At 70.9% G+C, this 22,943-nt stretch carries 27 protein-coding genes; 16 read left to right on the top strand and 11 right to left on the bottom strand.

The annotated features are described in order from the left end of the window. Nucleotides 1-4 precede the first annotated feature (4 nt). Nucleotides 5-1,693 (bottom strand): lactate permease LctP family transporter, encoded by a 1,689-nt coding sequence (locus AB0M82_RS19600; protein ID WP_364723463.1) that lies wholly within the window; start codon nucleotides 1,691-1,693, stop codon nucleotides 5-7. Between the two features lie 28 nt (nucleotides 1,694-1,721). Next, nucleotides 1,722-2,504, bottom strand: a complete 783-nt coding sequence (locus AB0M82_RS19595; RefSeq protein ID WP_364723461.1) for an IclR family transcriptional regulator — start codon at nucleotides 2,502-2,504, stop codon at nucleotides 1,722-1,724. 591 nt (nucleotides 2,505-3,095) lie between these two features. On the opposite strand from AB0M82_RS19595, the gene AB0M82_RS19590 reads away from it, so the two are divergent. The 9 genes from AB0M82_RS19590 (at nucleotide 3,096) to AB0M82_RS19550 (ending at nucleotide 8,064) form a co-directional block, all read left to right on the top strand. Further along, nucleotides 3,096-4,484, top strand: a complete 1,389-nt coding sequence (locus AB0M82_RS19590) for an ATP-binding protein (protein ID WP_364723458.1) — start codon at nucleotides 3,096-3,098, stop codon at nucleotides 4,482-4,484. Then, nucleotides 4,484-5,164 carry a response regulator transcription factor gene (locus tag AB0M82_RS19585; protein WP_364723456.1) on the top strand — a complete coding sequence of 227 codons (681 nt, stop codon included), beginning with the start codon at nucleotides 4,484-4,486 and terminating at the stop codon, nucleotides 5,162-5,164. Before AB0M82_RS19590 ends, AB0M82_RS19585 begins: the two co-directional genes overlap by 1 nt. A gap of 181 nt (nucleotides 5,165-5,345) precedes the next feature. Further along, nucleotides 5,346-5,675: a gas vesicle protein gene (locus AB0M82_RS19580; RefSeq protein ID WP_364723454.1), complete on the top strand. Its 330-nt coding sequence runs from the start codon at nucleotides 5,346-5,348 to the stop codon at nucleotides 5,673-5,675. A 16-nt stretch (nucleotides 5,676-5,691) separates the two neighbouring features. Then, entirely contained in the window at nucleotides 5,692-6,000 is a 309-nt protein-coding gene (locus AB0M82_RS19575) for a gas vesicle protein (protein WP_364723452.1), read from the top strand. Continuing rightward, nucleotides 5,997-6,731, top strand: a complete 735-nt coding sequence (locus AB0M82_RS19570; protein WP_364723449.1) for a GvpL/GvpF family gas vesicle protein — start codon at nucleotides 5,997-5,999, stop codon at nucleotides 6,729-6,731. The genes AB0M82_RS19575 and AB0M82_RS19570 overlap by 4 nt, the downstream gene beginning before the upstream one ends. Beyond that, nucleotides 6,724-6,882 carry a gas vesicle protein GvpJ gene (gene gvpJ, locus AB0M82_RS19565; protein WP_364723447.1) on the top strand — a complete coding sequence of 53 codons (159 nt, stop codon included), beginning with the start codon at nucleotides 6,724-6,726 and terminating at the stop codon, nucleotides 6,880-6,882. Before AB0M82_RS19570 ends, gvpJ (AB0M82_RS19565) begins: the two co-directional genes overlap by 8 nt. Further along, nucleotides 6,879-7,148 carry a gas vesicle protein K gene (locus tag AB0M82_RS19560; RefSeq protein WP_364723445.1) on the top strand — a complete coding sequence of 90 codons (270 nt, stop codon included), beginning with the start codon at nucleotides 6,879-6,881 and terminating at the stop codon, nucleotides 7,146-7,148. The genes gvpJ (AB0M82_RS19565) and AB0M82_RS19560 overlap by 4 nt, the downstream gene beginning before the upstream one ends. Then, nucleotides 7,145-7,501, top strand: coding sequence for a gas vesicle protein GvpJ (gene gvpJ, locus AB0M82_RS19555; RefSeq protein ID WP_364723443.1), 357 nt, complete (start codon nucleotides 7,145-7,147; stop codon nucleotides 7,499-7,501). The genes AB0M82_RS19560 and gvpJ (AB0M82_RS19555) overlap by 4 nt, the downstream gene beginning before the upstream one ends. Next, on the top strand, nucleotides 7,498-8,064 hold the full coding sequence (locus tag AB0M82_RS19550; RefSeq protein ID WP_364723440.1) for a GvpL/GvpF family gas vesicle protein: 567 nt from the start codon (nucleotides 7,498-7,500) through the stop codon (nucleotides 8,062-8,064). The genes gvpJ (AB0M82_RS19555) and AB0M82_RS19550 overlap by 4 nt, the downstream gene beginning before the upstream one ends. A gap of 11 nt (nucleotides 8,065-8,075) precedes the next feature. Here the strand turns inward: AB0M82_RS19550 and AB0M82_RS19545 are convergent, their stop codons facing one another. The 3 genes from AB0M82_RS19545 to AB0M82_RS19535 are packed head-to-tail and all read right to left on the bottom strand — an operon-like array spanning nucleotide 8,076 to nucleotide 9,633. Then, nucleotides 8,076-8,477, bottom strand: coding sequence for a CoA-binding protein (locus AB0M82_RS19545; protein WP_364723437.1), 402 nt, complete (start codon nucleotides 8,475-8,477; stop codon nucleotides 8,076-8,078). A 23-nt stretch (nucleotides 8,478-8,500) separates the two neighbouring features. Beyond that, a complete protein-coding gene (locus AB0M82_RS19540) occupies nucleotides 8,501-9,073 on the bottom strand; it encodes a hypothetical protein (protein WP_364723435.1) in 573 nt (190 codons plus the stop codon). Nucleotides 9,074-9,129: 56 nt separating this feature from the next. Beyond that, nucleotides 9,130-9,633: a VOC family protein gene (locus AB0M82_RS19535; protein WP_364723434.1), complete on the bottom strand. Its 504-nt coding sequence runs from the start codon at nucleotides 9,631-9,633 to the stop codon at nucleotides 9,130-9,132. Nucleotides 9,634-9,786: 153 nt separating this feature from the next. Here AB0M82_RS19535 and AB0M82_RS19530 point away from each other — a divergent pair, with 153 nt between their 5' ends. Beyond that, on the top strand, nucleotides 9,787-10,590 hold the full coding sequence (locus AB0M82_RS19530; protein ID WP_364723432.1) for a 2-keto-4-pentenoate hydratase: 804 nt from the start codon (nucleotides 9,787-9,789) through the stop codon (nucleotides 10,588-10,590). Continuing rightward, nucleotides 10,587-11,348 (top strand): fumarylacetoacetate hydrolase family protein, encoded by a 762-nt coding sequence (locus AB0M82_RS19525; protein WP_364723429.1) that lies wholly within the window; start codon nucleotides 10,587-10,589, stop codon nucleotides 11,346-11,348. Before AB0M82_RS19530 ends, AB0M82_RS19525 begins: the two co-directional genes overlap by 4 nt. Nucleotides 11,349-11,423: 75 nt before the next feature. On the opposite strand, the gene AB0M82_RS19520 is transcribed toward AB0M82_RS19525, so the two are convergent. The 4 genes from AB0M82_RS19520 to AB0M82_RS19505 all read right to left on the bottom strand — a co-directional run bounded on the left by AB0M82_RS19520 (nucleotide 11,424) and on the right by AB0M82_RS19505 (nucleotide 16,591). Next, nucleotides 11,424-12,308 (bottom strand): alpha/beta hydrolase, encoded by an 885-nt coding sequence (locus AB0M82_RS19520; RefSeq protein WP_364723427.1) that lies wholly within the window; start codon nucleotides 12,306-12,308, stop codon nucleotides 11,424-11,426. Beyond that, a complete protein-coding gene (locus tag AB0M82_RS19515) occupies nucleotides 12,308-13,783 on the bottom strand; it encodes a wax ester/triacylglycerol synthase family O-acyltransferase (RefSeq protein WP_364723424.1) in 1,476 nt (491 codons plus the stop codon). Before AB0M82_RS19515 ends, AB0M82_RS19520 begins: the two co-directional genes overlap by 1 nt. Before the next feature lie 101 nt (nucleotides 13,784-13,884). Beyond that, nucleotides 13,885-15,762, bottom strand: a complete 1,878-nt coding sequence (locus tag AB0M82_RS19510) for an ABC transporter ATP-binding protein (protein ID WP_364723568.1) — start codon at nucleotides 15,760-15,762, stop codon at nucleotides 13,885-13,887. Between the two features lie 361 nt (nucleotides 15,763-16,123). Next, entirely contained in the window at nucleotides 16,124-16,591 is a 468-nt protein-coding gene (locus AB0M82_RS19505; protein WP_364723421.1) for a DUF1579 family protein, read from the bottom strand. A 49-nt stretch (nucleotides 16,592-16,640) separates the two neighbouring features. Here AB0M82_RS19505 and AB0M82_RS19500 point away from each other — a divergent pair, with 49 nt between their 5' ends. Beyond that, nucleotides 16,641-17,087 carry a MarR family winged helix-turn-helix transcriptional regulator gene (locus tag AB0M82_RS19500; protein ID WP_364723418.1) on the top strand — a complete coding sequence of 149 codons (447 nt, stop codon included), beginning with the start codon at nucleotides 16,641-16,643 and terminating at the stop codon, nucleotides 17,085-17,087. A gap of 159 nt (nucleotides 17,088-17,246) precedes the next feature. Here AB0M82_RS19500 and AB0M82_RS19495 read toward each other — a convergent pair whose 3' ends face one another. Further along, complete coding sequence (locus AB0M82_RS19495) at nucleotides 17,247-17,702, bottom strand: helix-turn-helix domain-containing protein (RefSeq protein ID WP_364723415.1); 456 nt, start codon at nucleotides 17,700-17,702, stop codon at nucleotides 17,247-17,249. 163 nt (nucleotides 17,703-17,865) lie between these two features. Here AB0M82_RS19495 and AB0M82_RS19490 point away from each other — a divergent pair, with 163 nt between their 5' ends. Further along, nucleotides 17,866-18,249 (top strand): PPOX class F420-dependent oxidoreductase, encoded by a 384-nt coding sequence (locus AB0M82_RS19490; RefSeq protein WP_364723414.1) that lies wholly within the window; start codon nucleotides 17,866-17,868, stop codon nucleotides 18,247-18,249. 2 nt (nucleotides 18,250-18,251) lie between these two features. On the opposite strand, the gene AB0M82_RS19485 is transcribed toward AB0M82_RS19490, so the two are convergent. Next, complete coding sequence (locus AB0M82_RS19485) at nucleotides 18,252-18,833, bottom strand: TetR/AcrR family transcriptional regulator (RefSeq protein WP_364723412.1); 582 nt, start codon at nucleotides 18,831-18,833, stop codon at nucleotides 18,252-18,254. A 95-nt stretch (nucleotides 18,834-18,928) separates the two neighbouring features. Here AB0M82_RS19485 and AB0M82_RS19480 point away from each other — a divergent pair, with 95 nt between their 5' ends. The 3 genes from AB0M82_RS19480 (at nucleotide 18,929) to AB0M82_RS19470 (ending at nucleotide 22,935) form a co-directional block, all read left to right on the top strand. Continuing rightward, entirely contained in the window at nucleotides 18,929-21,355 is a 2,427-nt protein-coding gene (locus AB0M82_RS19480) for a glycoside hydrolase family 3 C-terminal domain-containing protein (RefSeq protein WP_364723410.1), read from the top strand. 153 nt (nucleotides 21,356-21,508) lie between these two features. Continuing rightward, the gene (locus AB0M82_RS19475; protein WP_364723407.1) at nucleotides 21,509-22,411 is read left to right on the top strand and encodes a GNAT family N-acetyltransferase; all 903 of its coding nucleotides are present in this window, start codon (nucleotides 21,509-21,511) and stop codon (nucleotides 22,409-22,411) included. Nucleotides 22,412-22,509: 98 nt separating this feature from the next. Continuing rightward, nucleotides 22,510-22,935, top strand: coding sequence for a hypothetical protein (locus AB0M82_RS19470; RefSeq protein ID WP_364723404.1), 426 nt, complete (start codon nucleotides 22,510-22,512; stop codon nucleotides 22,933-22,935). Nucleotides 22,936-22,943 lie beyond the last annotated feature (8 nt).

Genomic DNA, 22,943 nt, shown 5'->3' with positions numbered 1-22,943 from the left:
CAGCCTAGGGCGACGGGATCATCGCCGTCAGGATCGTGGCCTGCAGCAGCGAAATGACCCCGACCACGGCGGTCAGCAGCAGCGACCACAGGAACGTCTGCCGCAGCAGCGAACCCTCCTTGCCGCTCTGCCCGATCGCCGTCGCGCCGATCGACAGGTTCTGCGGCGAGATCATCTTGCCCATCACGCCGCCCGACGTGTTCGTCGCGCCCGCCAGGATCGGGTTCAGGTCCAGCTGCTGGGCCGAGATCACCTGCATCGGGCCGAACAGGCTGTTCGTCGACGCGTCCGACCCCGTCAAGAACACGCCCAGCCAGCCGATGTACGCCGAGAACAGCGGGAAGAGCACGCCGGTCGTCGCCAGGGCCAGGCCCAGCGTCTGCGTCGCGCCCGAGTAGTTCATCACGAACGCGATCGCCAGAATCATGAAGATCGTCGCGAGCGCCCACCGCATCTGGAACAGGGTCCTTCGGTAGGTCGCGATCAGCAGTCCGGGCCGCGCGCCCATCGCGAAGCCGGCGACGACCGCCGCGATCAGGGCCACCGTGCCCGGCGAGAACAGGAAGTCCACTGTGAACGTCGCCGCGTACGGCGCGTTCTTCGCCGTGATCGGCGGGTGCTGCACGACGTGGTTGTGCAGGCCCGGCCAGGCGAAGATCCAGTCCGCCTTGTGCAGCAGCTTCGTCAGGTCCAGCCAGACCGGGAGGTTCTTGAAGATCGTCCCGATCCGGGACAGGAAGATGGCCAGGATCAGGATGATGTAGGGCATCCACGCGTAGAGCGCGCCGCGCTCGGCCTGGGCGGCGCCGAGACTCTTGGCCGCGGGGGCTTCCTCGCCGTCGAAGCGCCACACCGTCGCGGGCTGCCAGAACCGGGTCAGGATCCACAACGCGGCCATCGCCGTGAGCGCGGCGAGGACGTCGACGAGGCTGGCGCTGATGTAGTTCGACGCGACGAACTGCATGGCCGCGAACGCGAGCCCGGCGGTCAGCACCGCCGGCCACACCTCGAGCATCCGCTTCCAGCCCGCCAGGACGACGACCAGGAACGCCGGGATGATCAGCGCGAGCACCGGCACCTGCCGCCCGACCATCGCCGAGAACAGCTCGGTCGCCTGCTCCTGCTTGAGGTGCATGATCGGCGCGGTCAGCCTGCCGAGCACGATCAGCGGGTTGCCCAGCCCGCCGAACGCCACCGGCGCGGTGTTCGCCAGCAGCGCCAGCACGACGGCCTTCACCGGCGGGAACCCGAGCGCGGCCATCATCGCCGCGGTGATCGCGATCGGGGATCCGCCGCCCGCGACGCCTTCGAGCAGCGCGCCGAAGCTGAACGCGATGAGCAGCGCCTGCAGCCGCCGGTCCTCGCTGAACCCGGCGAGCACGCGCTTGATCGCGTCGAACCGGCCGGTGGCGACCGTGACGTTGTGGAAGTACACGGCGTGGAACGCGATCCAGGCCACCGACCACACGCCGAACAGCACGCCCATCGCCGCGGAGCCGAACGCCAGCGCGGCCGGCATCCGGTACAGCAGCAGGGCGACGCCCAGCGCGGTGACCAGCGCGAGCGCCGCCGAAAGGTGCGCGGAGAAGCGGATCACGCCCAGCGCGACCAGCAGCACGATGATCGGGAGCGCGGCGAGCAGCGCGGAAACCCACAGTGCGCCCGCCGGCTGGTAGTCCTGGATCCACGTCACGGTCGGCTCCTTTGCCGGGTTCGGGTGATCAGGCGGGCCGGCCCCGGACGTACCCCAGCCTCAGTGACAGGGCGGCGGCGGTCCCGGCCACGGAGGCGCCGAGCTCGTCGAGGCGGCGCAGCACCCGCGGCGCCGGCCCGGCGACGCTGATGGCGGCGATCGGCCGTCCCGAGTGGTCGCGGACGGCGGCGGCGACACAGCCGACGTCCGGTTCGTTCTCGACCTCGTCGATCGCCCAGCCGCGGCGGCTGGTCCTCGCCAGCTCGTCGAGCAGCCGGTGCGGGTCGATGATCGTCTTGAGGGTCAGGGAATCCAGCTTCATCCGCCGGACGCGGTCGGCGCGGTCGGGTTCCGGCAGCGCGGCGAGCCAGGCCTTGCCGAGCGACGTCGCGTGCTGCGGACGTCGCGTCCCGAGCCGGCAGGCGAGCGTCACGGCGCCGGCGCTGCGTTCGGTGGCGACGTAGACCATGGTGTCGTTGTCCGGCACGGCGAGGTAGGTCGTCTCGCCGGAGCGTTCCGCGAGCGACGCGAGGTACCGCGGCGCGCAGCGGTGCAGGTCGGTGGCCGCCATCGCGCGGGCGCCCAGTTCGACCAGCCGCGTCCCCAGCCGCACCCGGCCGGTGACCTGATCGGCTTCGAGGTACTCGAGGTTCTTCAAGGTGCCGACGATGCGGTAGGCGGCACTGCGCGAAAGCCCCAGTTGCCGCGCGATCGCATTGGTGGAAATCTCCTGGTGCCGACCCACGTGCTCGAGCACCGCGAGCCCGCGTTCGAGAGTTCCGCTCTGGTCCAGCCCGCGCTCCGGTCCCACGTTGTCCTCCGTTGGACGTTCCCGGTTCCCGCTCAGCGGTACGCCTTTCCGCTGGCTGGGTTTGGACGGTAACACCTCCGATGTATATGGGGAAGATTCTCGAATGACCCACGACAATGCGGGTCGTTGCGCGGACTAATTGGTGCAACCTCCGATGGTTAAGTTTCCTACCTATGGCGGTTGCGCGGATCGGAGGGCGGCGAGACCCGGCTCACGGACTCAGGAAATTCACAGCGCCCACCAGGCACCGTCTGCCCGGTGACCGTCCGAAGCCCCTCCGCACCCGCGCCCACTGGCGGTGCCGGAGGTCGACGGCCTGTGCCAGGAGCGGCTCGTCGTCCCGCGCCGCCGCAGGACGCCGTGAAGCGGGACGCCGTGAAGCCGGACGCCGTGAAGCCGGCGCGCGGTGGTCGCCCGGCCGCCGCTGTTGGCCACCCGCCAGCACCCCAATGTGGCGTTCGTTGCGTCCAACGCACCGAACGCCACTTTGGGTGCGTTGGACGCACCGAACGCCACTTTGGGTACGTCCAACGCACCGAACGCCACATTGGGGCGTATGGGCACCAGTCGGGTGGTCGTTACGCTGCGTTGGTGAAGTTGGGCAGGGTGATCGCCGCGACCGGCGTCCGGATGCGCACCACCGCCGTGGCGGTGCTCGCGCTCGCGCTGGCCATCGCCGCCGCGCTCGCCGTCGTCGTGGTGCTTCTGGAGGAGTCGCTCGACCGCAGCGTCACCGAGAGTGCCCGCGGCACCGGCCGCCAGGTCGCCATCCAGCTCGTCCGCGAAGGCGCGCGCGACTTGAGCGCGAGCGACGTCGCGAGCACCGGCGACACCGAAGCCGTCACCCAGGTGCTGGACGCGCGGGGCGTGCCGATCGCGAGTGACCCGGCGATCGTCGGGCACCCGGCGCTGACCACCGCCCGCCCGGCCGCCGGGCGGGAGACCATCGAGACCCTCCCGCTCGGGCTCAACGGCGACAGCGACGACTACCGCGTCGTCTCGCAGGAGGTCAACGGACCGGGCGGGCCGTACACGGTGATCTCCGCGCGCTCGCTGGAACCGGTGACGGAGGCGTCGACCCGGCTGACGCTGCTGCTCGGGCTGATCGCCGTGCCGCTGCTGGCGATCTCCGGGCTCGCGGTGTACCGCGCGGTCGGCTCGGCGCTGCGGCCGGTGGAGCGGATGCGCCGGACCGTCGCGGAGATCTCGACGCGCGACCTAGCCGCCCGCGTGCCGCTGCCGCCGGGCGGCGACGAGGTGCACCGCCTCGCCGTGACGCTCAACGAGATGCTGGGACGGCTCGCGTCGGCGCAGGCCGCGCAGCGCCGGTTCGTCGCGGACGCCAGCCACGAACTGCGCTCGCCGCTGTCGACGATCAGCACCGCGCTCGACGTCTCGGGGCGGCACCCGGAGAGCGCCGAGGACCTGGTGCCGGTGATCGCGAGGGAAACCGCGCGGCTGCGCGAACTCGTCGACGACCTGCTCATGCTCGCCCGCACGGACGACGCCACCGACCGGCCGTCGCGTACCGAGGTCGATCTCGACGACATTGTCCGCGCCGAAGCCGAACGCGTGCGCGGCGAATGCTCGCTGGACGTCGAGGTCCGGGCCGGGCCGGCGAAGGTGCGCGGCAGCGAGGCCCAGCTGCGCCGGGCGGTGCGGAACCTCGTCGACAACGCCCGCGGGCACGCGCGGTCGCACATCCGCGTCAGCAGCGCGGTGCGCGGGGACCTCGCCGTCGTCGAGGTGAGCGACGACGGCCCCGGCGTCGGGGAAGCCGACCGCGAACGGATCTTCGAACGGTTCGTCCGGCTCGACGCGTCGCGGCAGCGCGGGCACGGGGGAACCGGGCTGGGCCTGCCGATCGTGGCGGGCATCGCGGCGCGCCACGGCGGCCGGGCGCGCTACGCCGCGTCCGACGAGCCGGGCGCGCGGTTCGTGCTCGAGCTGCCGGTGCTCGAACTGCCGGAGGAGGAGTAGTGCGCCTGCTGATCGTGGAAGACGAGCGCGAGTTCGCGGAGACGCTGCGGCGCGGGCTGGTCGCCGAGGGGTTCACCGTCGACGTCGCGCACACCGGCCGGGAAGGTCTCTGGCGGGCGAGCGAGCACGAGTACGACGTCGTCGTGCTGGACATCATGCTGCCCGAGCTGTCCGGCTACGAGGTGCTCAAACGCCTGCGGGCGGCGGAGAACTGGACGCCGGTGCTGATGCTCACCGCGAAGGACGGCGAGTACGACGAGGCCGACGCGTTCGACCTCGGCGCCGACGACTACCTCTCCAAGCCGTTCTCCTTCGTCGTCCTCATCGCCCGGCTGCGGGCGCTGCTGCGGCGCGGTGCCCCGGCCCGCCCCGCCGTGCTGGAGGCGGGCGACCTGCGCCTCGACCCCTCCGCCCGGACGGTCCACAGAGGACAGAAGCGGATCGAGCTGACCGCGCGTGAGTTCGGGCTGCTGGAGTTCCTGCTGCGGCGGGCGGGCACCGCGCTGACGAAGAACGAGATCCTGGGCCACGTCTGGGACGCGCACTACGACGGCGACGAGAACGTCGTCGAGGTGTACATCGGCTACCTCCGGCGCAAGATCGACACGCCGTTCGGCACTCGCACCATCGAGACGGTCCGCGGCGTCGGCTACCGGCTGGTAGACGTTACCCGATTGTAATCTTCCGGGCTGATCCCGGGAATTGGTTCGACTGGGTGCCTCGGCGTTGCGCCATTTGACCCTGCCGGTTCCCGCAGACCGCCCATTGTTGTGTGAATTGGTTAAAAAGGCCGTCCCGCAACCGATCTGCGGGAGGTTGTGCCCGTTGCTACGGTAGGCGGCATCCCTGACTAGGAAAGTGATGACCGAATCCTCGCAGCCGTTCCTTTCCCCTGCCGAAAATCTGCAGAAACCCCCCGAGAAAACCGTTTCCCGGCTCCGTGCCGCCGACGCCATTCGTGAAGCGAAGGCTCAGTTCGGCGTGGTGACCGGGCTGACCCCGCACGCCGTGACGGGCGTCCGGACCCGCGCCGACGGCGGCTGGTCCGTGCTCGTCGACGTCGTCGAGCTGGCCCGGATTCCGGACTCCACCAGCGTGATGGCCACCTATCGGGTGGACATCGACGGTGCCGGCGAGCTCAGCGCGTGCGAACGGCTGCGGCGGTTCACGCGGGGAACCATTGATTCCTGAGAGACAGGTGACACGATTGGCCGGATCGTCCGATTCGCTGGCCGACATCTTGGAACGCGTGCTCGACAAGGGCGTCGTGATCGCCGGAGACATCGGCATCAGTGTCGTCGATGTCGAATTGCTGACCCTGCGGATCCGCCTGTTCATCGCCTCCGCGCAGACCGCGCGGGAAATGGGCATGGACTGGTGGACGAATGACCCGTTCTTTGCGCCGAATGCCGCACGCGGCGAACTGGATAAGAAAACGGACCTCGCGGCGCGGGTCGCCGAATTGGAGGCCCGGCTGCCCGCGGCCGTGCCGAGCGGAGGGGAAGAGCCGCGGTGAGCACCCGGAACTGGCTGTGCGCGTACGCGATCACGCGCAACCGCCCCACTGAGCTGGACCTGGGCCCGGCGCCGCGGCTCATCGGCTACCGGGATCTCGGCGTGGTCGTCGCCGAGGCCGAGCCCGCCCGGTTCGAAAGCCTCGACACTGTCGACCCGGTGGACGGCACGCTCGCCGAGCTGGCCCGCGAACACGACGCGGTGGTGCGCGCCGTGTTCCGCCACGAACCCGTGCTGCCGTTGAGGTTCGGCACGGTTCTCGACGGCGAAGGCTCCGTGCGGCGGCTCCTGGAGGTCGCGTACGACCAGGCGCGGAACTGTCTCGACGAGGTGGAGGGCCACCGCGAGTGGGGTGTCCGCGTGCGGCACACCGAGCCCGCGGCGGCCAGCCGGCCGGACGCCGCGGGCCTGACCGGCACGCAGTACCTGGTCCGCCGGCGTGAACGGCTGAAGGCGATCCAGCGGGCGCGCGAGGACATCGTCGGCGCCGCCGGGCGGCTCGAGGACGCGCTGCGCCGCCACGCCGCCGACAGCGTCGGCCGGGCCCGGCCGCACGGCGTGCTGGTCAACACCGCGTACCTCGTCGAAACCGGACGGGAGGCGGCGTTCCACGCAGAGGTCGAGTGGTTCGCCCGCGAGCTGCGCGCGGCGGGCGCGACGGTGGAGACCACCGGGCCTTGGCCGCCGTACTCGTTCACCGACGTCGAGCTCGGAGCGGTGGCTCATGGCTGACGCCGCCGAAGCGGTCGTGGACTTACTCGACCGGGTGGTGCATCGCGGCGCCGTGGTGACCGGCGACGTGATCATCTCGCTCGCCGGTATCGACCTGGTGCGGCTCGACCTGCGGCTGCTGCTGATCGGGATCGAGGAGAGTCTCGGATGAGCGAGCCCGTCCGGATCGCCGCCGACGCCGGCCGCGGGCTCGGCCACCTCGTCATCACCGTGCTGGACATCCTCAAAGAGGTACTGGAAAGGCAGGCGCTGCGGCGGCTCGACGCCGGCACCCTCACCCCCGACCAGGTGGAGCGGCTCGGCCAGGCCCTGATCGGGCTGGAGCTGCGGTTCGCCGAGATCCGCGCCGCCCTCGACGACATTCCCTCCGACATCCCTGCTGACATCCTCGCTACGGAAGGACGAAGACCACTGTGACCTCACCCGGACAGGGCGGCGGGCTCGCCGAAACCCTCAACATCCTGCTGGACAAGGGACTCGTCATCGATGCTTCGATCCGGGTTTCCGTGATCGGGATCGAGCTGCTGGCGATCGAGGCCCGGATCGTGATCGCCTGCGTCGACACCTACATCCGCTACCTCGAAGCGATGCAGCGGGTGAACGCGCAGGCACAGATGCCCAATCCCGGACAGGTCTCGATAGGGCTCGGGCAGACGGTCGGGCTGATCCCGCCCCCGCCGCCGACCCAGGCGGTCGCGGTGCCGATGGAGCAGGCCGTCCCGGTCGCGGTGCCGATGGAGCCGGCCGTCCCGGGCAAGAAACAGCCGTGAAGCTGCAGCTCTACGGCGTCGTGCGGGCCGGGCACCCGCGGGCGCCGCGGGTGGTGTGCTGGGAGGACCTGGCGATGGTCGTCGGCGAGGCCCCGGCCGAGCCCGATCCGGCGGCGCACCTGGCGGTGGTGTCCGCGCTGGTCGAGGGCGGCCCGGTGCTGCCGGTGCGGTTCGGCACGGTGGCCGAGGACGAGGACCTCGTCCGCACCGAGGTGCTCGCGCCCACCGCGGATCGGTACCGCGCCGACCTCGACCGGCTCGACGGCCTGGCCGAGGTGCACGTCTGCCTGCGGTTCACCGAACCCGGGGCGGCGTGGCGGTCGACCCGGTCGGACGGGCTGCTCGCGGACGTCGCCGAACGGTCCCGCGACTCCGTGTCGCTGCCGGCGGGCGAATCCGCCGACGAGCGGTGGGCGTTCCTGGTCGGGCTGGGTGACCTGCACGTCGTTCGCGACGCCGTCGCCGGGCTGGGCCGCAGTGAGGGCGTCCAGGCGGACTGGATCGGGCCGCTGCCCGCGTACAGCTTCCTCGAGCGGCGGGCCCGCTCGCGGTGGAGCTGGTGAGCGGCGGCCGGTCAGGTCTTCGAGATCGCGGCCGTCGCGCGGACCACGGCGGTGCAGCGGTTCTCGACGTACGCGAGCCCGCCCTCCTCGGCGATCCGGCGAGCTTCCGCGGAGACGATGCCCTGCTGCAGCCACAACGCCTTGGCGCCGATCTCGACCGCGTCGCGCGCGATGCCGGGCGCTTCGGCGGACGGCCGGAAGACGTCGACGAGGTCGACCGGATCCGGAATGTCCTTCAGCGACCGGTAGACCTTCTCGCCGAGCAGCTCGGTCGCGCTCGGGTGCACCGGGATGACGCGGAAGCCGTGCGCCTGCAGGATCGCCGGGACACCGTGCGCGGCCTTGGCCGGGTCCCGGCTCAGGCCGACGACCGCGATGGTCTTGGCGCCCTCGAGGATTTCCTCTGCGTTCATGCCGGTGGAACGCGTGGCGGGCGTCAAAGCTTCCAGAGCCGCAGGCCACGGACGCGGTAGACCGGCCAGAGCACGTGCCACGGCTTGCGGCGGGCGAAGGTCGCGGCGCAGGTGAGGATGTTGCGGGCGGACGTCGTCGCCACCTCGTGGCGGTCCGGCCAGGCTTCGCCCGTGGCGCCGACGGCGATCCGGAACACGGTCAGCAGGCCCCGGCCCTGGAGGTCGTACTTCGCGCCGGTGTCCCCGGAGTCCGGGGCGAGTTCGGCGATCTCGGCGCCGAACGCCCGCGCGACCCCCGACGCGGCTTCCGCCGGTACAGCACCAACACTGCGCGAAATCGCCTTGCCGTGCACGCGCCGCGCGTACCGCGCGAGCAGGAGGCGTTCCCACGGCGGCAGGATCCTCCGGTGCGCGAGCAACGCGGCGCACTCGGCGTGCCCGATCGCGAAGATGCTCGCCAGGTCGTCGTAGCGGCCGTTCGCGGCGGGCTCGTTCAGGTGCAGCCGCACCTCGAACCGGGTGCGCGCGGTGAGTTCGTCGAGCAGTTCGCGGTGATCGAGCCGGGCCTTCGCCCGGGAGAGCGACCAGTCGGACATCGGACCTCCAGACGTCGCGCACAGGCTATGCGCCGCGCGGCGCCCGGACCACGGCTTCAGCCGATCTTCTCGCCGTACATCTCGCCCAGCGGGTCGGAGATCAGCTCGACGCGCGCGCCGTCCGGGTCGGACAGATAGATCGACGTCTTGCTCTCCAGCAGATACTGGATGCCGGCTTCGTCGAGCTTGTCCTTGATGACGCTCCACCGCTCGGGCGGGACGGACAGGGCCAGGTGGTGCAGTCCACCGAGGACTTCGGCGTACGGCCCGAGGTCCAGACCGGGCAGGTCGAAGAACGCGACCGCGTTGCCGTTGCCGACGTCGAAGAAGAAGTGGCTGGAGCCGGGGTAGTCCCGGTTCTCGAACAGCTCGGTGAGCGGGAAGCCGAGGACGTCCTGGTAGAACTCGATGGTCCGCTCGACGTCGCTGGAGATCAGCGCGGTGTGGTGGATGCCGCGGCCGTTCGTCGCCGGTCGCTCGGCGGCCGGACGCAGGTGGCGCTCGCGCAGTGCGTCGCGGATCTCGGCGAGCTTGGTGACTTCGGCCTGGGTCGGTGCCATGTCCCTCACGTCCCTTTCCTGGTGGTACCCGGAACGCTACGCCGCATTTATCTCGCGCGCAAGAGGTTGCCTAGCGAGAGTTCCGCTGAGTGGAACAGCGCGGCTTGTGTGCGGGATGAGCGCACGGCAGAGTTCCGGTGACGGAAGGAACCCATGGACGCCAGCAGGGTGCAGGAGGCCGCCGCCGTACTGGCGCAGGCCTACGCCACGCGCGAGCCGATCGAGCCGCTGATCAAGACCTACCCGGAAGCCGGGGTCGAGGACGCGTACCGGATCCAGCAGGAGCAGGTGCGGCGCTGGACCGAGGGCGGCGACGCCGTCCGCGGGCACAAGGTCGGCCTCGCCTCCGCGGCGATGCAGCGGCAGATGGGCGTCGACCAGCCCGACTACGGCCACCTCACCGGCAGCATGTTCCACCTGGAGCACCAGCCGATCCCGGTTTCGGCGTTCCTGCAGCCGCGGATCGAGCCGGAGATCGCCTTCGTGCTCGGCTCGGCCCTGCGCGGCCCCGGCGTCACGGTCGCCGACGCGGTCCGCGCGGTGGACTTCGTCCTGCCGTCACTGGAGATCGTCGACTCCCGGATCCAGGACTGGAAGATCTCGCTGTTCGACACGATCGCCGACAACGCGTCCTCGGGCGGGGTGGTGCTGGGCAGCCGCCCGACGGCGCTGCGCGACGCCGACCTGCGCCTGGCCGGCTGCATCCTGTACCAGAACGGTTCGGTGGCGGCCACCGGTGCGGGCGGCGCGGTGCTCGGTTCGCCGTTGAACTCGCTGGTGTGGCTGGCGAACACGGTCGGCCCGCTCGGCGTCACGCTGGAGCCCGGGCACGTCGTGCTGCCGGGCTCGATGACCCGGGCGATCCCGGTGTCGCCGGGCGACACGATCGTCGCCACGATCGCCGGCCTCGGCAGTGTCACCGCGGTGTTCTCCGCGTCGTCTTCGGAGGAAGCATGAACGTGCGAGAGGCAGCCGCTTCGCTGCTGGGGACGGTTTCGGAGCGGGCTCCGCTTTCCGAGGACTGGCCAGGGTTGGACGTCGACACGGCGTACGCGATCCAGGACGAGGCTCTCCGGCAGCGCCGTGCTCGCGGCGAGACGCTGATCGGGCTGAAGCTGGGCCTGACGTCGCGGGCCAAGCAGCAGCGGATGGGGATCGACTCGCCGCTGCTCGCCTGGCTCACCGACGCGATGGTGCTGCCGGCGGGGTCACCGGTGCCGCTGGACGCGCTGATCCACCCGCGCGCCGAGCCGGAGCTGGTCTTCGTGCTGGGTCGTTCGCTGTCGGGCCCCGGCGTCACCGCGGCGACGGCGCTGGCCGCCGTCGACCGCGTCTACGGCGGCATCGAAGTCATCGACAGCCGGTACGCGGACTACCGCTTCACGCTGCCGGACGCCGTCGCGGACAACGGGTCTTCGGCGTACTTCGGGGTCGGGCCGGTGGGGCTGCCGCCGTCCGCGCTGGACCTGTCCTTGGAAGCGACGCTGCTGGAGGTCGACGGCCAGATCGTCGACACCGCGACGGGCGCGGCGGTCCAGGGCCACCCGGCGGAGGCGCTGGCACTGGCGGCGAACGCGCTGGGCGCCCGCGGCTTGGCCTTGGAACCGGGCTGGCTGGTCCTGACCGGCGGCATGACGGACGCGGTGCCGGTCCGCCGCGGCTCCCGCATCGCGGCCCACTTCTCCCACCTGGGCTCGGTCACCCTCTCAACGTGACGACGTCGTCCACGCATCACACGAGATCCGCCTTCAATCACACGAGATACGCGTCCAATCACGCGAGATACGCCTTCAATCACGCGAGTTCGCCACTTCCGCACGGTCGGCGATCCGCGTGATGCCCGTGACCACCCGAGGCCAGACCGCGCGGGGCAGGTCGTGGCCCATGCCGGGGACGACGTCGAGGTCCGCGCCCGGGATCGCGCGGGCCGTGGCGCGGCCGCCCGAGACGTGGACCAGCGGGTCGCGGGCGCCGTGCACCACCAGGGCCGGCACCCGCACCTTCCGCAGCCGCGGCGCGCGGTCGCGGTCGGCCATGATCGCCGCGAGCTGGCGGAGGGTGCCGTCCGGGTGCACGCCGCGGTCGTACGTGCGCTCGGCGCGGTCTCGCATCCGCTCCTCGTCGAACGGGTAGCCCGGCGAACCGATCAGCCGGAACGTGCGCACCAGCATCTCGACGTAGCCGGAGCGGTCGCGCGGCGGCGCGGCGAGCAGCATCGACATGGCGCGCGTGCTCGGCCTGCCGACGAGCCTGCCGCCGGTGCTGGACATGATCGACGTCAGCGACAGCACCCGCGAAGGGTGCCGGATCGCCAGGGTCTGCGCGATCATCCCGCCCATCGACGCCCCAGCGACGTGCGCGGCCGGGATGCCGAGCGCGGTCAGCAGCCCGGCCGCGTCGCCGGCCATGTCAGCCAGCGTGTACGGCGCGCTGCGCAGCAGGTACGCCTGCGCGAGGTTCGCCCGGCCGCGCATCCGGCTCGACCGCCCGGCGTCCCGGTTGTCGTACCGGATCACGTGGAACCCTTGGCCGGCCAGGCTTTCGCAGAACTCTTCGTCCCACCAGATCATCGGCGCGCCGAGGCCCATCACGAGCAGCAGCGGCCGCCCGCCCGCGTCGCCGAACGTCTCGTGGCACAGCTCGATGCCGTCGACCTCCGCGACGCGCTCCGCCATCAGGCCTCCCGGGTGTGCTCGGCGGCCAGCTTGGTGAGCTCGGCCAGCGCGTCGTGCAGATGGTCGATCAGGTCCCAGACGTCCGGGATCAGTTCACGGCAAGCGACGAACCCGAAGTCGAGCTGACCGTCGTAGGACATCACGGTGACGTTCAGCCCGCCACTCGCGTCGGTGATCGCGGACACCGGGTAGTTGGCCAGCAGCCGCGCTCCGGCGAGGTACAGCGGCACCTGCGCGCCGGGCACGTTCGACACGACGAGGTTCACCACCGGCGTGGTGGCGCCGAGGTACCGCATGGTCGCCCGGGCGGCGAGGCCGCCGAGCGCGGCGGGGAGCATCCCGCTGAAGTCGACCAGCCACGACGCCGGCAGCGGCTGGTACCGCTGCTTCGCAGCGACCATCGCGCTGGTGACCTCGGCCAGCCGGGCGGCGGGGTCCGCGAGGTGCGTCGGCAGCGGCGCGAGCATGACCGACACCTGGTTGCCGGCGTCCTTCGCCTGCTCGGGCGTCCGCACCGACAGCGGGACGAGCGTGACCAGCGGCTGCTCGGGCAGGGCGTCGTGGTCGACGAGCCAGCGGCGCAGCACGGTCGCGCACAACGCCATCACGACGTCGTTCACAGTGACCCCGAAGACGTTCTTGACGCGCTTGACCTCGTCGAGCGGCAGCGAGCCGTACGCGAACCGGCGGTGCGGGCCGATCGGCCCGTTGAACGGCGTGTGCGGCACGGCGAGCCGGGGCCGGTCGGCCTCGTGGCGGCCGGAGCCCTGACGCGTGACGCGGTTGAGCACGCTGCCCGCCTTCGCGAGCAGCCCGACGCCGGGGTAGCGGCCGAGGCCCGGCACTTCGTCGAGGTGCTGGAGCAGCTTCGGGACCTGCAGCGCGGCCTTGACGGGGTGCAGCGCTAGCCGTTTCACGCCGTTGAGGGCGAGCACGAGGGGAGCAGGCACGGGGTCCGGCCGCGGGGTTTTCGGCGGTTCCCCCGGTCGCGGTTCGGCGGTGGTGTCCATGAGCACGCCGATGAGTTCCGCCCCGGAGACCCCGTCGATCGCGCTGTGGTGCACCTTCGTGTAGACGGCGACGTTGCCGTCCCGGAGGCCGTGCACCAGGTAGGCCTCCCACAGCGGCCGCCGCCGGTCGAGCGGCCGCGCGGTCAGCCGGGCGATCTGCTCCGCGAGCTGCCGTTCGTCACCCGGCGCGGGCAGCGCGATCTCCCGGACGTGGTACTCGAGGTCGAACTCGGGATCGTCGATCCAGTACGGATGATCGAGCCCGAGCGGCACGGGCAGCAGCCGCCAGCGCAGTGGCTTGGCGAGGTGCAGCCGCGCGCCGATGAGATCGCGCAGGTCGTCGAGGGTCAGGGTGCCGCCCGGCGCGGTCGACGGATCCAGGATCGAAAGCCCGCCGACGTGCCCGGTCGTGGTGGTGGATTCGGCGTTGAGGAACTGCACGTCCAGGGCGGTGAGCTGGCGCATCGGACCTCCTCGGGACTCGACAGGCCAGTCTGGCTCCCGCGGCGCGAGTCGTAAATCCGCTAGGAGGGTGCAGCCCCCGGCCCGGGGCGAAGGCCCGGCTGTCACTGCTCGCGCAGGTGGTCCGAGCCGTTCCGGTAGGCGCGAGCCTGGATTTCGTACAGCTCGTGGTAGACCCCGCCGGCGCGGATCAGTTCCTCGTGCGTGCCTTCTTCGATCAGCCTGCCCTTCTCCAGGACCAGGATCCGGTCCGCCGAACGGATGTTGGCCAGCCGGTGCGTCACCAGGACCGTCGTGCGGCGGCCGCGGCTCGACCTGCTCGCGTGCTGCAGCCCGGCGAACACCCTGGCCTCCGCGCGGGCGTCGAGCGCCGCCGTCGGCTCGTCCGCCACCAGCACCGAGGCGTCGCGGTAGATGCCGCGGGCGATGCCCATGCGCTGCCACTGGCCGCCGGAGAGGTCCTGGCCCTCGTCGAACTTCTTCGACAGCATCGTGTTCTCCTTGCCGGGCAAGGATTCGATCACTTCGTCCGCGCCCGAGTAGTCCACCGCTTCGCGCCACGCCAGCCTGTCGGGATCGGCGCGGCCGAGGCGGCCCACCGTGATGTTGTTCGCCGCGGTCATCGGCCACTCCGCGGGTTCCTGCGCGATCACCGCGATGTTCGCGTGCACCGACGCCGGGTCGGCCCGCGCGAGGTCGACGTCGTCCCAGCGGACCGTGCCCTCGTCCGGTGGGTACAGCCCGGTGAGCAGCTTGCCGAGGGTGGTCTTGCCCGAGCCGTTCTCCCCGACCAGCGCGATCACCTCGCCGCGCCGGATGGTCACCGAGATGTCCCGCAGCGCCGGACTTTTCTGGCCCGGGTAGCTGAACGTGACGCCCTCCAGCCGGATCTCGGCGGGATCGGCGGGCGCGGTCAACGCCGTCGGTGGTGGCTGCAGCTTCACCGACTCCTCGAGCAGCTGGTTGTAGAACCCGATGTAGAACGAATCCTCGTACAGCGAGTTGACCGCGCGCATGGTGTTGGACAGGGCGGTCGACGCCGTGCGCATCGCCAGCACCGCCGTGCCGGCCAGCGCCAGCTCCATCGCGCCGGTGTAGAGCAGCCAGCCGAGCACCAGGTACGCGACGGCCGTGCCGAAACCGGCCGCCGCCCGCCCGGTGGTGCGCACCAGGTTGCTGCGGTGGGCCAGCCGGATCTCCTCCCGCGTGAGGCTGCGGGAGATGCGCCGGTACTCGCCGAGCAGCGGCTCCTGCAACGTCAGCGCGTGCCGTTCGAGGGCCATCGAGCGCCAGGTGGCGACCTCCTCGACGACCGACTTGCGGATGTTGCGCCCGACCGTGGCGATGAAGTGCTGGTAGTTCAGCTTGGCGACGCGCGCGGCGGCCCAGCCGTCGGCCGCCGCGGCGAGCAGCAGCACCGGCGCCAGCCAGGGATTGAGCAGCCCGGCGGTGAGCATCGCCGCCGCGAGCGAGATCACCGACGACGTCAGGTCGGCCAGCCGGCGCAGGCTGGTCTCGATGGCCCGCACGCCGAACCGGGCGCCCTGCCGGGCCAGTTCCCGGAAGTCCGCGTCCTCGAACGCGATCAGCCCGACGCGCACGACCGCCGCCGTCACCGCGTCGTCCGCCGCCGCCGTGACGCGCGGCCGCAGCGCACCCTCGACGGCGGCGACGGCCGCGTCGAGCACCGCGCGTGCCGCGTACGAGCCGGTGACGACCGCGATGGCGGGCAGCGACTGGAGCACCCGCTCCGGGGTGGGGCCCTGTTCGAGCAGCGCGGTGAAGACGTTCGCGGTGGCGAGCAAGCCGAACGCCGTGACGCAGCCCGAGACGACGTGCACGACGCCGGCCAGCAGCGTCAGCCGTGGCGACGTCCGCCACGCCAGCCGCAGCACGACCGAGATCGCGGTGGGCAGCGCGCGCACGGCCTGGCCGAAGCCCGCGGCGGCCACGCGTTCGTCGACGCGCGCCCATTCGGGCATCTTCACGTTCTCGACCCCGATCAGCGGGGGCGGGTCCGTGGTGTTCGGTGGTGTTCCGGCGGATCTGGGCACGCTTTCATCTGTACTCCGGGGGTCCGACAGTTTCCGGTGCCCGGCGGCGCGGTGGCCGCGTCCGACGCTAGGCCGTTCGAGTGAAAGTAATCGTTTTCTCTGGGCCTTCGGCGCCATTCGGGACACACTCGCTGCATAGCCGAAAACTGCGCAAGGCCGAATAACTCATAATTGTTGCTTAATTGACCCATCGCGAGACCGCCCGGTCGGCAGGTCTGCGGATGTGGTGGCAGGGACCGGAAACGGGTGACGTCCTCGGGCAAGGGGGGAGGGGCGTCGCCTGTTTCCGCTACCCGTTTTTCCGGGTGTACCGCGCGCGCAGGAATGGGCTGAATTCGCGGTCTTCACCCATCAGGACGTCGATTTCGTGGGTCAGGGTGTCGCCGTCCGGCGTGAGCCGGTGCCGGGCCACCCCGCGAGCGGTCTTCTTCTCCAGGGTCAGCGTGGCGCCGGTCCAGTCGCCGCGGGCAGGTGACTCGGGCGGGAAGCCGTAGCTGTCGAAGCCGTACCAGAGCGTTTCGCCGGTCTGCGGGTCGGCGGTGAAGACGTTGTGGCCGAGGAACTCCGATCCATCCTCGCGGCGCTGGCGGTACTGCTGGATCAGCGCGAAACCGTTGAGCGCCAAGCGGTATTCGCACTCGGCGCGCGCGGTCGAGGCCGGCGCCCACGCCGAGGCGGCGAGCTCTTCGGTGCCGGTCCAGTCGCCGACGAACGCCTTCAGTGCGTCGTGGGTGGGGCCGAGGCGGGGCATATCCATGGTCGTCTCCGTTTCGACAGGTGCCTGTCGATGTGCGAGACTAACACGCATGCGGTCTCCTCGAGCCGAGATGTTCACCCGGGTGATCGACGCGGTCTTCGCGTGCAACGGCGGGTTACTGGCGGCGGGTGACGCGCTGACGGAGCCGGTCGGGCTGACCGCGGCGCAGTGGCAGGTGCTCGGCTTCCTCGAAGACGGCCCCGCGACGGCGGCGGCGGTGGCCCGCCGCCGCGGGCTGCGCCGGCAGAGCGTGCAGGAGACGGTGAACCGCCTGCTGCACAACGGAATGCTCGACCGAACGGCGAACCCGGCCGACGCGCGGGCGCCCCTGCTGTCCTTGACCCGGCGGGCGCGCGCGGCGATGCGAGAGCTGGGAGCGGCGCAGGTCGAGTGGGCGGAAGGCGTGGCGGCGGAGGTGTCGCAGGAGGACCTGGAGACGACGTTGCGCACATTGCGGCGGTTGCGGGAGGCGGTGGCCCAGCCGCGGTTGCTGTGAGCCGGGTTGTCCACAGCTTGGCCGTGATGTGGACAACCTGGAGCTGCGGGCGGGCTTGGGCCGGGTTTTGTCCGGGGCGCCGATAGACTGGCCTCGGGGCCGCCCCCCTGGGAGTGCCTGGGAGTGGCGGGGAGTTTTCGGCGGTGGGCGGGGCTGTGGCTAGCTTGCCGCGCCGGGGCCGGCGAGGAGGTCGACGTCTCCTGCGTGCATCGGTTCGCCGCAGTGGGCGCAGCGGAGGTCGACGCTGCTGATTTCGCCGCAGGCGTGGTGGCGGTAGAGCACCGGCGGTCCCGCCTTGCCTGCCAGCCACTTGTCGCCCCAGCGGGTCATCGCCATCAGCATGTCGACCAGTTCGGCGCCCTTCTCGGTCAGGACGTATTCGTAGCGTGGCCGCCGGTCGTACGGCCGGCGCTCGAGGACCCTCTCGTCGACCAGATGGTTGAGCCGTTCGGTCAGCACTTTGCGCGAGATGCCGAGGTCCGTCTGGATCTGCTCGAACCGGCTGAACCCGGCCCAGACGTCCCGGAGGATCAGCGGCGACCACGGCTCCCCGATGACGTCGAGCGTGCGTGCGATCGAGCACGCGGCCAGTTCGCTGAAGTTCGTGCGCTGCATGACGCCGACTCTAGCATTCGGAGTTCCCTTAGGGAACTTGAGCTGCTATGGTTCTGGAGTCTCCTCAAGGAACGCCGAAAGGATCCGAGGCCGCGCCCGGCGTCACCCGCCTCCACTACGCGGTCGCCTGAAAACCGTCGCCTGAAACCAAGGAGTGCTCACCATGCTCGAATCCGACGTCCGCCGAGTCCTCGAGAGCACCTCGATCGCGCACCTCGCCACCGTCCTGCCCGACGGCGCTCCTCACGCCGTCCCGGTCTGGGCCGACGCGGAAGGCGACCGCATCGCCGTGATCACCGGCCCGGACTCGCGCAAGGCCCGCAACCTGCGGCGCGACCCGCGTGTCGCACTCTCCCTGACCCCGGTGGACAACCCGTTCGAGCCGGTGATCATCCGCGGCCGGGTCGTGGAGTGGATCGAGGGCGACGCCGCCTGGGCGATCGTCGACCGGATCGCGGTCAAGTACCTCGGTGGCCCGTACCCGCGCGACCAGGAGCGGGTCGTCGCGCTCATCGAGCCCGGCCGGCAGAGCGTGGGCATGCGCTGAGGTCAGTCGGGTTTGATGCCCAGCGCCGTCAGGAAGGTGCGGAACCCGGCGGACATGTCGACTTCCGACGGGTCGAGGAGCCACTGCAGCTGCAGGCCGTCGAGGACGGCGATCGCGATCGGGGCCAGCTGCTCCGGGGTGGTGCCGGGCGGCAGTTCGTCCCGGTGGCGTTCGAGCATCTGCGTCATGCCCGTCCGGACGCGCGCGTAGCGATCGTGGAAGTACTTGCGCGCCGGGTGATCTTCCGTGACGCTGTCCGCCGAGAGCACCGTGTACGTCTGGACGATCCCCGGCCGGGTCGCGTTGTAGTCGACCAGTTCGGCCAGCTGGTTCACGGTCATCGCCGACGGATCCCCGGACGGAGCGTGGCCGAAGTGCAGCAGATCCCACTCGTCCCGGGTCTCGAGCACCGCCGTCAGCAGGTCTTCCTTGGTCGGGAAGTAGTGCATCAACCCCTGCTGGGTCAGCCCGACGCGCTCCGCGACGGCCGCCAGCGAAGTGCCGCGATAACCGCGTTCGGCGATCACCTCGAACGCCGCTCGGACGATGCTCTCGCGGCGGTCGGCGCCCCTGGCCCGGGTCATGATCCCGAGCCTACGGGAGAACTTGTCACGGAACCATAACTTTCACTACCGATCGCCAGGTAGAGTGACCACAGGACCGATCGCGGAGGGTGCCCATGAGCTTCGACGTCGACGCGCTGCTGGCCGAACTCGACCTGGACACCAAGGTGAGCCTGCTCGCCGGGCAGGACGTCTGGTCCCTCCCCGCGCTGCCGCGGATCGGGCTTGCCTCGCTGGTCCTCTCCGACGGCCCGGTCGGCGTCCGCGGGGTGCGGTGGAGCCCGGCCGACCCCTCGGTGACCCTGCCCAGCCCGACGGCGCTCGCCGCGAGCTGGGACCCGCGGCTGGCCGTGCGGGTCGGGCGCCTGCTCGCGCAGGAAGCACGGCGCAAGGGCGTGCACGTGCTGCTCGCGCCGACGGTCAACCTGCAGCGTTCGCCGCTGGGCGGCCGGCATTTCGAGTGCTACTCCGAAGATCCGCTCCTCACCGGGATGATCGGCGCCGGCTACGTCACCGGCGTGCAGGACGGCGGGGTCGCCGTCACGGTCAAGCACTTCGTCGCCAACGACTTCGAGACCGAGCGCTTCACGGCCGACGTGCGGGTCGGCGAGCGCGCGCTGCGCGAGCTCTACCTCGCGCCGTTCGAACTCATCGTCCGGCGGGCGAAGCCGTGGGGGATCATGGCCGCCTACAACAGCGTCAACGGCGTGACGATGACCCAGCACGCCGAGCTGCTCAACGGCGTGCTGCGCGACGAATGGGGCTTCGACGGCTTCGTGGTCTCCGACTGGCTGGCCGCGCGCGACACCGTCGCCTCCGCCAACGGCGGTCTCGACGTCGCGATGCCCGGCCCTCGCACGGTGTTCGGCGCTCGGCTCGCCGAAGCCGTGCGCGGTGGCGAAGTCGACCCCGGCGTCGTCGACGCCATGGTGTGCCGCGTGCTGCTGCTCGCCCACCGCGCCGGCGCGCTCGGCGCGAGCGCGGCCGGCCAATTCTCCAATGTGGACGGTGATGCGGTCGCGCGCGAGGTCGCGCACCGGTCGTTCGTGTTGCTCCGCAACGAAACCGGCCTGCTGCCTCTGCGTGAACCGCGGAGCATCGCGCTCATCGGCGCGCTGGCCGCGGACCCGAAGATCCTCGGTGGTGGCAGTGCCACCGTGTTCCCCGATCACGTCGTCTCCCCTCTCGACGGCCTCAAGGCGGCCGTTCCCCCTGGCACGGAGCTCACGTACGCCACCGGTGCCGATCCACGAACGACGCTACCGCCGGCCACCGACAATTTCCGGCTCCGCGCGACGGCCAAAGCGGCGGACGGCACCCGATTGGCGGAATTTCCGCTCAAGCAAGCCAAAATCGACTGGATCGGCGAACTCCCCGCCGGCCTCGACATCGGCACGCTCGCGTCGGTCGAGATCGCGGGCACGTTCCTCCCGGAGCGGAGCGGCACGCACACCTTCGGCGTCACCGGCCCCGGCGACCTCCGCCTCACCGTCGCCGGGCAGACCGTCTTCGACGGCGTGAACCTGCCGGAAGGCGGGGACATCTTCACGTCGCTCATGCAGGTGAACGAGCAGCGGCGGGAGGTCGAGCTGACTGCGGGCGAGCTCGTCGAGGTCAGCCTGACCTACTGGATCCCGTCGGAGATGGCGGAGTTCGCCCGGGGCACCTTCGCGTGGGTCACCTTCGCGCTGAGGCACCGCGGCCCGGTGCTCGACCCGGATGCCGCGCTCGACGAAGCCGTCGCGCTGGCGGGGAAATCCGAAGTCGCCGTCGTCGTGGTCGGTACCACCGCCGAGGTCGAAAGCGAGGGCTTCGACCGGACCTCGCTCGCGCTTCCGGGCCGCCAGGACGAACTGGTGCGGCGAGTCGCCGAAGCCAACCCCCGCACCGTGGTCGTGGTCAACGCCGGCTCGCCGGTGGAGATGCCGTGGCGGGACGACGTCGCCGCGGTGCTGCTCACCTGGTTCCCCGGCCAGGCCGGTGGCGACGCGCTCGCCGACGTCCTCTTGGGCCGCGAAGAGCCCGGCGGCCGCTTGCCGACGACTTGGCCGGCGAAGCTCGAAGACTCGCCTGTCACGAACGTGACCCCGGAAGAAGGCGTGCTGCCCTACGACGAAGGCGTCTACGTCGGGTACGGCGCCTGGGCCCGCGCCGACCGGCAGCCCGCCTACTGGTTCGGCCACGGTCAGGGCTACACCACCTGGGTGTACGACGAGCTCGACGTCTACCCGGACGACGAAGGTGGCGCGCGCGTCCGGGTCCGGGTCCGCAACACAGGAACCCGCGAAGGGCGCGAAGTCGTCCAGCTCTACCTGGCCCCGACGGAGCGCGGCGACCGTCCGCACCGCTGGCTCGCCGGGTTCGCGAGCGTCGAAGCCGGGCCCGGCCAGTCCGTGGAGGCCGACATCGCGATCGCGCCGCGGTCGGTCTCGGTCTGGAGCGACGGCTGGCGGCACATCGCGGGCGAGTACGTCCTGGAGGCTTCGCACTCCTACGCCGAGCCGCGGCTGAGCACGCGCGTGGTGCTGCAGAAAATACGTTGATCACCGCGGGGTGGAACCCCTAAGGTCACGATCGCACCCTCGACCAGGTGAAAGGAGGTGGGACCGATGATCACGCAACCGATCACGCGCTCCCACCCCGCCGCGAGGGTGCCGGCTGTCTGACCGGGGGCGCGTACTCCCGGAAGGATTTCCATGACCGATCTGGTCGTGCGCCCGCTCGAAGCGGGCGAAGAAGCACTGTTCACCTCCCTGCCCGACCGCGGTCTCGTCGGCCGCAAGCTGCTCGGCGACGACTTCGCCGTGATGGCGCAGAGGGGCGAATACCCACCCGAGCGGATCTGGGTCGCGCTGCGCGACGAGGTCGTCGTGGCCCGCGCCGCCTGGTGGGCCAAGGCCGGCGACGAAGACCCGATCGCCCTGGACTGGTTCGACTTCACCGACTTCGACGCGGCCGTCGAACTCCTGAAGACGGCGCCGCTGCGCACGGAGTACTCGCTGCACACCCCACCGGGGTGGCAGGACGATCCGGACGTCGCGGCCGAGGTCGACGCCCGGGTCGAGGCGGCCGAGCGGGCGGGCTACCGCAAGCTCGTCGAGCGCTACCGCTTCCGCTGGACCCCGGAAAACGGCCTGCCGGAGAAGCCCGGCAGGCTCGAGTTCCGGCCGGAGCCGGACGACGACGTCATCCTCGACGTCTTCAAGCGCGTGCACGTCGGCAGTCTCGACGCGCACGCGCGGAAGACCGTCGAGGAGCACGGCCTCGACGCGGCCGCGCGGGAGGACCTCGACATCATGCGGTGGATGCCGGCGCCGCGGGACTGGTGGCGGCTGGCGTACACGCCCGGAGGCGAGCTGGTCGGCCTCGTCCTGCCGAGCCGCAACGTCTACGACCCGGTGGTCGGCTACGTCGCCGTGGTGCCGGAGCACCGAGGCCACGGCTACGCCTATGACCTCCTGGTCGAGGCCACACACGACCTCGTCGGCTACGGCGCGGACCGGATCGTCGCGGGCACCGACGTCGGCAATGTCCCGATGGCCAAGGCCTTCGCGAAGGCGGGTTACCCGGTGGCTCAGCACCGCATCGACCTCGCCTGACCGCAACTTTCATAGGGAAAGTGCCAAAAAGTGGCACTTTCCCTATGAAAGTTGCGCGCGGTATGCTCGCTAGAGCGATCTATCAAATCGGGGGTGTGATGGACAAGGGACTGACGCCGCTTCGCGTGATCCTCGGCTTCTCTCTGCTCAGCACGACGGTCCACTACGCGCACAACGCCATCCGGTACGCGGACTATCCGCAGCTCCCGGGCATCTCCACGCTCGTCGGCGGCATCGTCGTCGCCGTCACCTGGGTGCTGCTCACGGGGTTCGGCTGGCTCGGCTACCGCGCGTACGCCGAGGGCCGGTACACCAAGGCGCTGGCGTTCCTCTTGGTCTACTCCCTGGCCGGAATGGTCACGCTCGGCCACTTCCTGACCGGTGTGCCGCGGATCCCGGCGTTCTGGTTCGTGACGATCTTCACCGACGCCGCGGCCGGGCTGGCGTTGTGGGTCTTCGTGACCTGGGCCTGGGCCACGCTCAACCGGGTGATCGTGCGAGATCAAATTTCTACACAACATTGACGTTCGTT

The sequence above is a fragment of the Amycolatopsis sp. NPDC051128 genome, assembly GCF_040682715.1.
In the GTDB taxonomy this organism is placed as follows: domain Bacteria; phylum Actinomycetota; class Actinomycetes; order Mycobacteriales; family Pseudonocardiaceae; genus Amycolatopsis.
Note: the sequence above shows the minus strand (reverse complement) of the source record. Positions and strands in the feature narration are given on the sequence as shown.